The sequence below is a fragment of the Lysinibacillus sp. 10T31 genome (genome assembly GCF_056394365.1).
The window spans coordinates 15264-29012 of sequence record NZ_JBFTHS010000007.1; the positions used below are offsets into that span (position 1 = coordinate 15264).

Consider the following 13749-nt stretch of genomic DNA (forward strand, 5'->3'; position numbering starts at 1 on the left):
ATAGTTATTTACAAAATCGGAATAGCCCATTGACAATTTATTGTAAAATGCTATAATTTTTATCGACAGACAGTCGGTCTATGAAGGAGGAATAAACATGAGAAAAGAAGCGATGGAGCGCAGAAACGAAATACTTGATGCGGCTGATGAGCTTTTCGGTCAGAAGGGTTTTGACGGCACAAGTACTAACGATATTCTCGAAAAGGTCGGAATTGCACGAGGAACGCTGTATTATCACTTCAAGTCGAAGGAAGATATTATGGACGCGCTAATTGATCGATATAATACTCAAATTTTAGGTGCAGCCAATGGAATTGCTGCAGATAAGAGCATAGCCGTTCACGAGCGTATTGTTCGTGTTGTGATGGCACTAAACATAAGCGGCGGAAACGGCAAGGAAATTATTGACCATATACATAAGCCTCAGAACGCGCTTATGCATCAGAAAATACAAAAGGTCATCATTAACGGTCTCCCGCCGATATTGACGGGAATAATCCGTGAGGGTATTGAGCAAGGACTATTTAGTACGCCATATCCGTATGAATGTATGGAAATGATTGTGGCATATACGAATACCGTTTTTGATGATGATATGGTAGATCTGACAGATGAAGAACGTGCTGCACGTATACCAGCTTTTGTCTTCAACGTAGAAAGACTGCTCGGTGTTGAAAGCGGAAGTCTTATGTACATGATGAAGATGTTTGGCAGTGGAGGTGAAGAAAATGGAAACAACGATGGTTGATTCCGAGGGTTTTTTCAAAAAATTTCTTCTGCTATGGTCGGGACAATTGATTTCGGCCATAGGAAGCGGGCTAACATCATTCGGGCTTGGAATTTATGTTTTCCAGCAGACGGGGAAGGCATCGGCAATGGCACTTGTAACCTTACTTGCGTTTATGCCATCGCTTCTTTTAAGTCCGGTGGCCGGGGTGCTTGCGGATCGATATGACCGAAGAATTTTAATGGTGTTAGGCGACAGTCTTTCTGCGATAGGACTTGTATATATTCTAATTTGTATGCTGAGCGGAGAAGCGCAGCTATGGCAGATTTGTGTGGGGGTTACTATAAGTTCGGTGTTTTCATCGTTGCTTGATCCCGCATACAAGGCTACGGTTACGGATTTGCTTACTGAGGAACAGTACACGAAGGCAAGCGTGTTAGTCCAGGTGGCAGGTTCTGCAAAATTTTTGATTTCTCCCATCATTGCGGGATTTTTGCTTACCGTTTCGGATATAAAGCTTTTGCTTGTCATCGACATCTGTACATTTTTTGTAACAGTCACATCGGCCCTTGCAGTACGTAGAGGGCTTGCTTCAAAGAAATACGAACAGACAAAATCATTTTTCCAAGAATTTAAAGCTGGATGGAGTGCAGTTTCTAAAAACCGAGGGGTTCTCGTTCTTGTCATCATGACATCTGTGCTGACATTTTATCTTGGTATTATTGAACAACTTTCCATACCGATGTTGCTTACTTTTACGAGCAGCTCTGTAATAGGAACGGTGGAAACTTTTGTTGCTACAGGGATGCTCGTATCCAGTGTGATCATCGGATTTCTTCCAATCAAAAAAGGGTATGTGAAAATTCTTTCGTTTTCGCTGTTTTTTGAAGGAGTATTTATGGCGGTATTCGGACTTCGGGAAAATATAGTACTTATTTGCATTTCAGGCTTTTTCTTTTTTGCCATGATGCCATTTGCAAACTCAACTTTGGATTTTCTTGTTCGTACCAACATTGATAATGCCGTTCAAGGGAGAGCATGGTCACTTATTGGGGTAATTTCACAGCTTGGATTTATTGCCGCCTATGCGCTCTCAGGTATACTTGCAGATTATGTGTTCACTCCTTTGTTAGTTGACGGAGGATTGCTTGCTGACAGCATAGGGAAAATTACCGGAACAGGTCAAGGCAGAGGAACGGGCTTACTCATCATAATCGCTGGAATTTTATTATGTGTTACTTCATTTATTCTGTTCAACTTGAAGTCAGTTAAAAAGCTTGAAAACAGAGGTGACGTATGTATTACAGAATAATCCGGAATGACATTTCTAAAAGCAAACTGATAACGCTGACAACAACAATATTTGTCGCCGTAGCAGCTATGCTCGTTTCTCTCTCGGCGATACTTATTGTCAATCTTTCTGGTGCGATCGATTCACTTATGCATCAGGCGAAAACTCCTCATTTTATGCAAATGCATACGGGAGATATTGATACTGTAAGGCTTGCGAATTTCGCGGAGCAAAACAACAATGTCGATGAATATCAAGTGCTTGAGTTTCTCAATATGGATAACGGGCAAATTATTTTAGGGGATAGTTCGCTTGCGAATAATGTTCAAGACAATGGTTTCAGCATACAGAGTGAAAAATTCGATTATCTTCTTAATCTTGAAGGAAACATTATCAACGTATCCGATGGCGAGCTTTATGTTCCAATTAACTATATGAAGGACAACACAACAAGAATCGGTGATAAAGCAGTAATTGGAGGAAAGGAATTTACTGTTGCGGGTTTCCTCCGTGATTCTCAGATGAATTCCATGCTGTCTTCCTCAAAAAGATTTCTAGTCAGTCAAAATGATTACGCGAAAATAAAGAGCCATGGAAGTACGGAGTATTTGATTGAGTTTAGATTAAAGGATATATCGGCGCTAGGTGAATTTGAAACTGCTTATGCCTCCGCAGGTCTTGAAGCGAACGGACCAACGATTACATATCCACTTTTCAAAACACTTAACGCACTCTCTGACGGGATGATGATAGCAGTTATCCTTCTAATAAGTGTTCTTGTCGTTGCAATCGCATTTATGTGCATACGTTTTACACTTCTTGCGAAAATCGAGGACGACTACCGTGAAATTGGTGTTATGAAGGCGATAGGGCTGCGTCTTTCTGACATTAAGAAAATTTATCTTGCGAAGTACACAGCGATTGCAGCAGGGGGGAGTATTCTCGGTTTTGCACTTTCGTTCATATTCAAAGACATCCTTCTTGAAAATATCCGGCTTTATATGGGAGAAAGCGAAAACTCTTCCTTTGCCGCGGCTTTAGGAATAATCGGAATTCTGCTTGTATTCCTCGCAATCATCGCCTATGTAAGCGGAGTGCTGAGACGCTTTCGGAAAATATCTGCTGCAGAAGCAATACGTTTTGGCACTTCACAGGAAAAAAACGCAGGCGCAAAGCGTTTTTGCCTAAATAGAAATAAGCTGTTTAACACGAATATTTTTCTAGGTATCAAGGACGTTCTTGCAAGGAAAAGACTTTACGTCACAATGCTTGCAGTACTTGTAATTTCAGCATTTATCATTATTGTTCCACAAAACCTTTACAACACGATTTCCTCAACAAGCTTCATTAAATATATGGGTATTGGAAACTACGATATTCGTATCGATATTCAACAGACTGATCATATATCTAAAAAATCTGCTGATGTTTTAACAACTATGAACAGCGATAGTTCCATTTCAAAATATACCATCCTTACAACTAAGACATTCAAAACCAAAAAGGAAGACGGTTCGGAAGAAAATATAAAAATCGAACTCGGCGACCATTCGATATTCCCAATCGAATACACCGAAGGAAGAGCACCCGCAGTAGAAAACGAAATTGCACTTTCATCTTTGAACGCTGATGAAATGAGCAAAAAGGTTGGCGATGTCATTACGATCGTGATGAAGGGAAAGGAGACAAAGCTAACAGTAAGCGGCATTTATTCCGACATTACGAACGGCGGAAAAACGGCAAAGGCTGTTTTTACCGATAATTCGGAAGGTATAATGTGGAGCGTGATTTGCGCGAAGCTTTCAGATAAATCTCTTGTTAATGAAAAAGTTTCAGAGTATGCAGACAGATTTACTTTCGCTAAGATTTCCAATATCGATGAATTTGTTACTCAAACTTTCGGCTCGACCATAAAATCGGTCGGAAAGGCCTCCATTGCTGCAATTGCCATAGCGCTCATAATAACGGTACTAGTAACGCTGTTGTTTATGAAAATGCTTGTCGCAAAGGACAGATATTCGATTGCCGTCATGAAAGCATTAGGTTTTACAAACTCAGATATTACGATACAGTTTGCTTCGCGAGCGGTATTCGTATCAATAATCGGAATTGTTCTTGGCACTCTACTAGCAAATACACTCGGAGAAGTACTTACGGGCGCAGTTATTTCCTCATTTGGGGCGTCGTCGTTTAGTTTTTCGATCAATCCACTTTCGGCGTATGTGCTTTGTCCGTTAATGATGGTTTGCTCGGTACTAATCACAACAATAATTGGCACATCGGGCGCGGGGAAAATAAAAATATCCGAACATATAAAGGAGTAGTTTATGAAGAAGATTATCATCGGTGAACATATTGTAAAATCTTTCGGCGAGGGCGATGAAAAGTGTAATGTTCTCGACGGAACGTCTGTTAACATAAACGAGGGTGAGTTTGTTGCGATAATGGGACCCTCAGGCTCTGGCAAATCAACGCTAATGTTTGCGCTGAGTGGCATGGACAGCGTTGATGGCGGAAGGATTATTTTTGATGGCAGTGATTTATCGTCAATCGGGGAGGTTGAACTTTCAGATATACGTAGAACTAAAATGGGCTTTGTATTTCAGCAGCCAACTATGCTCAAAAATCTAAATATTCTTGATAATATTATTCTTCCATCAATGCGCGATAACAGAAAAAATGTAGCAAAAATTTCGGAGAAGGCAAGAGCACTTATGAAGAGGGTTGGCATTGCGGAGCTCGAAATGCGCGACATTACACAGGTTTCGGGAGGTCAGCTTCAGAGGGCAGGGATATGTCGAGCACTTTTGAACAACCCGAAAATCATTTTCGGTGATGAGCCTACGGGTGCACTTAACTCAAAATCAGCGCAGGAAATCATGGACATTTTTTCCGAAATTAACGGGGGCGGTACTGCGATTATGCTTGTCACTCACGATGCAAATGTAGCGGCGCGGACGGAGCGCATTCTGTTTATGCTCGACGGAAAAATCGTAAGTGAGCTGAAACTTCCGAAGTTTGACGGTACGAATATTGATGGTAGAGTAGGAGAAGTAACGGAGAAAATGAGGGAAATAGGAATATAAGTTGTTGTATCAACTACCGCTATTTCTCACAATGAGAAATGTAAGATTTTAACTTACCAAGTTGGCAATAAAGTTTTTGCTGCAGGGCATGTTAGCTAGTGCCACTATGAAACAATAGCGCCGAACGAGAATGAGCTGAAAATAGCTCATTCTTTTTTTGCTATTTTTTAACTTATGGCACTTACTTTACTCTTCAAACTTTTCTCGAAAAACCACTTTTACCAATGCCAACATTGTTTCCTCTTAGCACCTTATCCATAATATAACGAGTTCCTTTTGAGGTGTAAGAAGGGAGAACTCCTTAATGCCTATGATGAAATTCAAATTTCAATTCAAAATGTATATGTTCCATCTGAGAGTATAAATGTATTTCTCAATGAAAGATAAACCTTATTGTGACAGCTTTTCAGCTTTAACAGAGTAATCTTTTTACATAATGTAGTCAAAGTGTGAATGAATGTTTAAAATAAACTGAAAATAACATGGTGATATCCCCAACCTGTGATGGACTATCATTTGTAAAAGAAGGAATATCCCCAGGATTTATAAGTGGCAGAGATCACGTAACTAGAAATTAAGATAAGAAAGTGTGAGATGAATTTCGGCTAAGTAGCCTGGAATTTTCTGTTTTTTTGATGACATGATATAATTAGTCGTAAATTAGGGGTGGGGATAATCCTTATGAAATCAAAGAGAAAAATTCAGCAAAGCAAAGAAAAGAAAATAGATTAAGATGTTTAGTCTGTTGAACAAAGTAAGATGATTGATTGAATCAACTATTTTTTCTACAAGTGATTTATAATTAACGATTTATTAGAGGCTATTTAAAATAAAATCATAGGGGGTATATCTTTTTATGAAAATTGGAAATAGCATTATTATTTTAAGTTTAATCTTGATTTTAATTGGTCTAGTTTATCAATTAGGATATCACAGCTCTATTTATTTTAAATATTCATTTTCTATAGGGTTCATGCTTTTGGGAATTGGTATTTTAATAGATGGAATTGAAAAAATAAAAAAGAAAAAGAAATACATAGAGTTTTGATAGATTAGCCAAAACAAGATGTTATTCGATTAGAAACCTTTTGAGAAAGTGTTTTTGTTGGACTACTTAAAATAAAATTTTACCATGTAGAAGTTTGTGTATCAGAATATATCGGTTGATGATTACTATTAAATGCTGCTTTTGTATTCCAAATTGTAGTTTTTATATGAAGACCACTTGAAGACTGACTTAAGTTGTTTGGTTTCTGTATATCTACCAGTAAGTTTTGCCACTACATTTTGAGTCCCAATAGCATTAACTTTTGGTTTAGGAATCGTAATGGTATGAGAATCGACACTATTAGCTACTCCTGTAGAATAACTATCACTTAATTGATAATTACTTGGCCATTCGTATCCAATTACAATGCCTTTTTTCCTTGCATCCTTTGCTTTTACCTTATAAGTTACTTTAATTGTTTCATTACTAGTGTTTTTCTCAACATTTGTAACTTGACCCTCCTTTTAGGAATGTATATTCTCGTTTTATTAATCTTATTATACAATATACTTATACCTTAATACGATAATTAACAAAGGGGTGATATTGTGGAAGGACTCTTAGCGCTTTCAATAATCTACTCTTTTTTTCTGACAATTCCACTATTAGCAAGATTAGTTTTGTTTAATTTTTTCTACAAAGATAAAAAACGCCCTTTATCTATGTTGATGGATGCCATAGTTCTTTTATCAACTGCACTTTGGCTAATAGGTATTAGAGATGTAGCTTTTCCATTGCCGTCATTAACTTCTAAGTTCGCATTTTTTATATTTATCCTATCTGCCGCTGACTTTTACTACAACTTTATTAGATTAAAAAAGGGCGCTTAATAAATAAGCGCCCATTTTTAATCATTATCGTGGGTATACAAGGTATTTCTTAAAAACAGGATTCATTTTATAAGTCGCCGCCGACTGTTTATTACCCGAAGAATCTGTGTATGCTTTTTGATTATATACAAGAGTTGTTTCAAATCCGCCTGTTTTTGGCGTAAGCGTAGTTGTCATTGTATCTCCTACACGAGGCGCTGGGAAACTAACACGAGTAGTTGTAGCGTCCGATGCATCAAAGGCGATTGTTAAAATTGCACTAGTTATAGTCATAGTAACTCCAATAACAGTCATTGCAGCAACCGCTAGAAGACTTTTATCTTGGTACGCTTTAACATCAGCAGCTGTGTAAGTGTGCGTTTTAGTCTCTACTGTTGTAATTCAAACGATTTCAACGGTATGTTTCCTACACTTCGTTTTTAACTTAAGAAATAAATAAAAATTCAATAGGCAGCAATGGCAAAAAATAAACCCTTGTTACTACTATCATTTCATTTAAACTAATTTTTGTGTATGCAAGATTTTATACATTGTTGGTTTGATGCGTTTTATGACTACTTTATTAGATATAGCGGGCATAAAACTTTGTATATTTTCAATGTTTACATTCCGAAGTATTGACTTGAAAATGAAGATATCTTCCACCTGTAATTTTCCGGTATTTAGCAAGATTAAAACCGTTTTTTTTACATTAAGTGCATTAGTAAATACATAGGGGTCTATTAATCTTACTTGGAAATATCCATTTATTAAACTCATCAAATTTACAAGTTTAGCGGATGACCCCCGATTTCCCTATCTCTTCTTCTAAAACAAGGAATATGGTATTCTTCTTCAATAAGGATGTTTATGCCGTATTTTTTAGCAAGAAGAATATTTTTATTATGAGTTTTAATTAGGGAACACCTGATATTACATAACAAATATAAAAAGAAGAAGTGGTGATGAAAAATGGGGTAACGGTAAAAGATATACTACAATTGCCATCGTTTAGAGGGGCAGAAGTATTAACTGGGAGAAATAATCTTAATCGGACGGTCTCATCTCTATCTGTGTTAGAAGTTTCAAATGTAGATTTTTTATCTACGATTATCCAATCAGTTCAGGAAGAATGGTATGCGGAAGAGCTTGTCATTAGCTCTTTTTATTCAATTAGAGATAGTGTTGAACAACAATGTGCAACCATTCAACACTTACATGATCTTGGTGAATTGGGGCTTATTTTATATTATGTGGGAATTGTTTTACCAGAAATTCCAGAGGAGGTACTGCATTTAGCAGACTCTCAAGGTTTTATCATTATTTGTATGCCTAAAAATGATTACTCTCTACGCTATAATGAAGTCATTTATGAAGTGATGGAAGCGATTGTTAGTAATCAGGCTGTCAATGATCAGTTTGTGAAGGAAACTTTAGAAAAGGTCAGCTTGCTACCAGAGCATTTACAAAGTGTAGAAATCACATTGAAAATGCTATCTGATCGCTTGAAAGCTAATATTGTACTGACCAATAGTAATGTTGATATTGTCAATCAAGTGATGTGGCCAAGAAATTCATCTTTAGATGTTGGGCAAGTACTACAGGAATTTTCACAAAGTCATCTGAATAAGGAAAAGGGAAAACTAGAATTACAAAGAAGCGGTTTATCGTGTGTCGTTGAATATAAAAGTGTTCAGCAAAAAAATGGAGAACAGCTCCTTTTGTTTGTTATTAAAGAGAATACGGCATTGCCAGCAAAGACCATTGAAAAAATTAGTGAAGTTGTCCAAGTGGCCATTAATCTATGGGGAGATAAGCATGATGAAGTTAGTGAGTTTGCATTAGTAAAAGCAATAATAAATGATGAAAGCGAAAAAATGCGAAGATTGGCTAACTTCTTATATATCGATGTTTCTGCTATTCAAATGATGTGGTTAATTTATATCGATGATTTATCAGAAGAGAAGAAAATAAGAGATGAGCTGGAAGAGCAACTTTCAAAATATTATCAAACGACAGTGATTCAATGCATTGATCGTTGTATTATTGTTCTTTTAGGAAATGGCTTGAATAAATTTCATGAATTTGAGATTGCTACTGAGTTTATTGAAACGACGAATTACTACTCTCAAATATCAGAAATCGTTTACTCTCCGAAAATGAAAAATACTAAGGCTGTTCGTCAAATGTATCAATTGGTGAATCAGGTAGGAAAGAAAGTCCATACCGTCTATCCTATGCGCAAATTGTTTACCGCCGCTGAACTTCGATCGATGAAGCGAGCCATCGATTTAAGTAAACAAGGGGAAGAAATAATTGAAGAAAACCTGTCAGTTATTGACCCAATTCTAAATGATAAAGAATCTTTAAATACATTAATTGCTTTTCTTTTAGATGCAAATGGAAGTTTTGATGAGTGTGCGAAAAACTTATACATTCACAAAAATACAGTGAAATATCGTATTAAAAAAATTAGTGAACTTATTGGCAACGATGTAACGGTTTATTCAGAATTTTACGATGTATATATGGCCTGCATGATCTATCGCCTAATTAATGGTTAGAAAAATCTGAATTTTTGTTGAAAAAGACAAAAATTCAGATTTTTTTTTCATTTTTGAAAAAGACGCGCCTCTCTTCCTTCTTTTATAATAAAAAACATTAACTTCTTTCAGTGGGTGTTCAAACATCCGCTGAAAGAAGTTAATGCCTCCGGCGGATGTCACAGAATCGGTAAGGAATGCTTTGTGCAAGTACAAAGCCGATTCCGGACGCAATTATGCCGAGGCATAATTGATTTAATGAACTAACAATAAAAGGAGGGGACGATTTGGGGAATGATGGGAAAGGTCAGTCTTGGTATAGTCTAGGGATTATTTGGGCAGGCGCAATGATTTGTATTCCAAGCTTGCTAGTTGGGAATGCATTAATTTCTGGTATGAGTTTAACAAAGGCATTAGCCGTGTCTTTGGTTGGCTATACAATTGTAGTAATCATCATGATTTTTCAAGGAATGCAAAGTAGTGATTTAGGGAAGCCAACCGTTCATGTCGCAGGACAAGTGTTTGGTAAAAAAGGATCACGGACGATATTATCTATTATTTTGGCGATTGCTTGCTTAGGCTGGTTTGGCATTCAAGCCAATGTTTGCGGAGTTGCGTTAGCTAATTTATTAGCAGAATATGATATGAATATACCTATTCCATTAGCTTCTTTACTTAGTGGTTTGGTGATGGTAGTTTCAGCTATTTACGGCATCAAAGTGCTACGCGTCTTAAGTTATATTGCAGTTCCTTTCTTAGTTGTCATTTGTCTAATAGGTTTAGTGCAAGTTTTATCTGGGGATAATCTACAGCTTATCTTGGACTACAAACCTAAAAATAACATGAGTTTTACGGATGGACTAGCTATAACGATCGGTTCATTTGCACTTGGGGCAGTCATCGCGGGTGATTATTCTCAATATTCTAAAAAACGTTCTGATGTTTTCAAGGCAGCAACATTTGGAATTATTCCAGCTGGAGTATTGATGATTGGCGTAGGAGCAATTTTAACAATTGCCTATCAAACAAGTGACATTACTGCGGTCTTTCTGAATATTGCCACTCCATTTATCGGTGGTATTGCATTAATTTTAGCTACATGGAAAACCAATTTGGTGAATGCAATTTCAGGAGGAATTGCCTTAATTAATGTTTTTAATATTTCGAAGGACAAAGAAAAAATGGCGATTGGCATAGCTGGTACAGTTGGGACATTACTTGCCGTGATCGGTATTTTAAATTTCTTTACACCGATTATGTCGATTTTATCAGCGATGATTCCTCCAGTTGCGGGTGTTATGATTGCCTCTTATTGGGTGACGAATAAAGGGGATAAAACAAGCTGGAAGGAAGTTGACGGTGTAAATCGTTTAGGCGTTTTCTCGTGGCTAGTTGGTGCAGTGATTGCTAGTATTCCAATTGTTTTATCGTTATTCCCTAGCATGCCGCAATTACCGAATCAACCACTAATTGGTATTGTTATTTCATTTGTTATTTATTATTTCGGTTATCGTATAGCAATGCAAAAGATTGTCATATTGGAGGAGAATAGATGAGATATTTAGATAAAGAAGCTATTGAACATATTGCAATTGGAGCCGCCTTTTTAGGAACAGGTGGAGGGGGGGACCCTTATATCGGGAAAATGATGGCTCTCTCAGCCATTGAAAAAAATGGACCAGTAAAATTGTATTCAGTTGATGAAATTGAAGATGAAGCCTTTTTCATTCCAGCAGCTATGATGGGGGCACCTTCTGTTTTAGTTGAAAAATTTCCACGAGGAGATGAGTTTGTTAAAGTTTTTCAAAAGCTAGCGAAATATATTGGAAAAGAAAAGATTACAGGAACATATCCAATGGAAGCGGGCGGGGTGAATTCGATGATCCCGATTGTAGTAGCGGCACAGCTGGATATCCCTCTTATTGATTGTGATGGAATGGGACGTGCATTTCCAGAATTGCAAATGGTGACATTTAATTTGGATGGCATTTCTGCAACACCGATGGCTATTACAGATGAAAAAGGAAATATCGGAATTTTTGAAACGATTGATAATAAATGGACAGAACGCATAGCGCGAGCAGCAACAGTTGAGATGGGCGCTAGCTCTTTAGTTAGCTTGTATCCAACGACTGGAGCGCAGATTAAAAAGAGCGGAGTTCATCATATCATTACGCTTTCAGAAAAAATCGGTGAAATTATTTCTTCAAAAAGTAGAAATGTGAAAGATAAACTACATGAATTGCTACAGCTAGTTTCTGGTTATGAATTATTTCAAGGTAAAATTGTCGATCTTATTCGAGAAACAAAGGGTGGATTTAACCTTGGGAAAATGAACTTGGAAGGTATGGAAGTCAATAAAAACGAAACTATGAAAGTTCATTTTCAAAATGAAAACTTGATTGCAGAAAAAAATGATCAAGTTGTCGCAATGACCCCTGATTTAATTTGTTTAGTAGATTATGAAACTTTATTGCCAGTGACAACGGAAAGCTTAAAATACGGTAAGCGTGTCCGAGTAATTGGATTGCCAGCACATGAAAAATGGCGAACTGATAAAGGAATTGAAACAGCAGGTCCAAAATATTTTGGTTATGATTACGATTATGCTCCAATTGAGGAATTGGTTAAAAAGGTGGTAGCTGAACATGTATAAGATTGGAATCGATGTTGGTGGGACGAATACGGATGCCATAATTTTAGATGAACATAGTAATCTAGTTCATAGTGTTAAATCGCCAACGAGTTTAGATATAAAAACAGGTATTGAAACGGCTTTACGAAACTTATTACAAGACTCGAGCATTGATAAGACGAAAATTACGCATGCCATGTTAGGAACAACACAATGTACAAATGCCATTGTCGAGCGTAAAAAATTAGCTAAAGTCGGTGTAATCCGACTAGGATATCCAGCAACTGCCTCTGTACTGCCATATACTGCTTGGCCAAAAGATATGGTTGAAAAACTATCGGGAAATTATGCTTTAGTCCATGGTGGCTATGAATACGATGGTCAACTTTTAGGTGAGCTTGACGAAGGCGAAATTCAAACGCTTCTAGAGGACTGGCGTGATAAAGTAGAATCCATAGCAATAGTTGGCGTCTTTTCTTCCATTAAGAATGATCAAGAATTTAGAGTACGCAATCTGATACATGATATTTATGGCGATGAATTCCCAATTTCCTGCTCGTCGTTAATTGGCTCAGTCGGTCTAATTGAACGTGAAAATGCAACCATTTTAAATGCGGCCTTATGCAAAGTAATTGAAACGACAACGACAGGCTTTGTTCATGCGTTAGAAGGTGAAGGGATTTTCAACGCCAAAGTCTATTTATGCCAAAATGATGGAACATTAATGTCAATTGATTATGCTAAACATTTCCCGATTCTAACGATTGCATGTGGACCGACGAACAGCATACGCGGTGCTTCTTATTTAGCAAAAATCAAAGATACGATGGTTTTAGATGTTGGTGGAACGACTTCTGATATTGGAGTTTTGCAAGATGGATTCCCAAGGGAGTCTTCTGTAGCAGTAGAAGTAGGGGATATTCGCACAAATTTTAGAATGCCAGATATTATTTCTGTTGGGCTAGGTGGAGGCAGTATTGTCCGAGTAAATAACGGGAAAATTACGGTTGGACCTGATAGCGTTGGGTATAAAATCGCTGAAGAAGCACTTGTTTTTGGTGGGAATACTCTTACGACGACAGACATCGCTGTTCGTCTCGGTCTAGTTGATATTGGTGATAGTAGCTTAGTAGCGCATATTGATGAAATATTTGCGAAAGAAGCTCAATTAGAAATATCATCGTTAATTGAGCAAGCCATCGATAAAATGAAAACTTCATCAGAAGATGTTCAGCTTGTATTAGTAGGTGGAGGTAGTGTTATTGTTCCAGATACTCTTCGAGGGGTGTCCAATATTGTTAAGTTTGAAAATGGGACTGTAGCAAATGCGATTGGTGCCTCTATTGCTCAAATTAGCGGTCAATATGAACAGATTTATATTTATTCTAAAGAGCCACGTGAGATTTCATTGAAAGATGCTCAAGAAAAAGCAGTGAAACAAGCTGTATTAGCTGGAGCCCTTTCTGAGACGATTGAATTAGTGGAAGTAGAAGAAACACCCCTTGCTTACCACCCAGAAAATGCAACAAGATTAAAAGTTAAAGTGGTAGGGAAAATGGGTTAGAAATAGCATTCAAGATTTTCTCCTAAATTCATTACGACAATCTAAA

General features: G+C 37.3%; 11 protein-coding genes. 10 read left to right on the forward strand and 1 reads right to left on the reverse strand.

Translation table 11 applies throughout. From position 1 onward, the window contains the following. Positions 1-97 precede the first annotated feature (97 nt). From AC1DCY_RS05615 to AC1DCY_RS05640, 6 genes are all read left to right on the forward strand, one after another. The gene (locus AC1DCY_RS05615) at positions 98-748 is read left to right on the forward strand and encodes a TetR/AcrR family transcriptional regulator (protein ID WP_477348232.1); all 651 of its coding nucleotides are present in this window, start codon (positions 98-100) and stop codon (positions 746-748) included. Then, positions 729-2039, forward strand: coding sequence for an MFS transporter (locus tag AC1DCY_RS05620; RefSeq protein ID WP_477348234.1), 1311 nt, complete (start codon positions 729-731; stop codon positions 2037-2039). The genes AC1DCY_RS05615 and AC1DCY_RS05620 overlap by 20 nt, the downstream gene beginning before the upstream one ends. Next, the gene (locus tag AC1DCY_RS05625; RefSeq protein WP_477348236.1) at positions 2024-4342 is read left to right on the forward strand and encodes an ABC transporter permease; all 2319 of its coding nucleotides are present in this window, start codon (positions 2024-2026) and stop codon (positions 4340-4342) included. The genes AC1DCY_RS05620 and AC1DCY_RS05625 overlap by 16 nt, the downstream gene beginning before the upstream one ends. A gap of 3 nt (positions 4343-4345) precedes the next feature. After that, on the forward strand, positions 4346-5104 hold the full coding sequence (locus tag AC1DCY_RS05630) for an ABC transporter ATP-binding protein (RefSeq protein WP_477348238.1): 759 nt from the start codon (positions 4346-4348) through the stop codon (positions 5102-5104). 856 nt (positions 5105-5960) lie between these two features. Next, the gene (locus tag AC1DCY_RS05635; RefSeq protein ID WP_477348240.1) at positions 5961-6152 is read left to right on the forward strand and encodes a hypothetical protein; all 192 of its coding nucleotides are present in this window, start codon (positions 5961-5963) and stop codon (positions 6150-6152) included. A 548-nt stretch (positions 6153-6700) separates the two neighbouring features. Then, on the forward strand, positions 6701-6982 hold the full coding sequence (locus tag AC1DCY_RS05640) for a hypothetical protein (protein WP_477348242.1): 282 nt from the start codon (positions 6701-6703) through the stop codon (positions 6980-6982). Between the two features lie 24 nt (positions 6983-7006). On the opposite strand, the gene AC1DCY_RS05645 is transcribed toward AC1DCY_RS05640, so the two are convergent. Continuing rightward, on the reverse strand, positions 7007-7255 hold the full coding sequence (locus AC1DCY_RS05645) for a hypothetical protein (protein WP_477348244.1): 249 nt from the start codon (positions 7253-7255) through the stop codon (positions 7007-7009). Positions 7256-7926: 671 nt separating this feature from the next. Here AC1DCY_RS05645 and AC1DCY_RS05650 point away from each other — a divergent pair. The 4 genes from AC1DCY_RS05650 to AC1DCY_RS05665 all read left to right on the forward strand — a co-directional run bounded on the left by AC1DCY_RS05650 (position 7927) and on the right by AC1DCY_RS05665 (position 13703). Continuing rightward, positions 7927-9525: a PucR family transcriptional regulator gene (locus AC1DCY_RS05650; RefSeq protein WP_477348246.1), complete on the forward strand. Its 1599-nt coding sequence runs from the start codon at positions 7927-7929 to the stop codon at positions 9523-9525. A gap of 266 nt (positions 9526-9791) precedes the next feature. After that, entirely contained in the window at positions 9792-11060 is a 1269-nt protein-coding gene (locus tag AC1DCY_RS05655; protein ID WP_477348249.1) for a cytosine permease, read from the forward strand. Continuing rightward, complete coding sequence (locus AC1DCY_RS05660; protein ID WP_477348251.1) at positions 11057-12160, forward strand: DUF917 domain-containing protein; 1104 nt, start codon at positions 11057-11059, stop codon at positions 12158-12160. Before AC1DCY_RS05655 ends, AC1DCY_RS05660 begins: the two co-directional genes overlap by 4 nt. Next, positions 12153-13703 carry a hydantoinase/oxoprolinase N-terminal domain-containing protein gene (locus AC1DCY_RS05665; RefSeq protein WP_477348252.1) on the forward strand — a complete coding sequence of 517 codons (1551 nt, stop codon included), beginning with the start codon at positions 12153-12155 and terminating at the stop codon, positions 13701-13703. Before AC1DCY_RS05660 ends, AC1DCY_RS05665 begins: the two co-directional genes overlap by 8 nt. Positions 13704-13749: the final 46 nt, after the last annotated feature.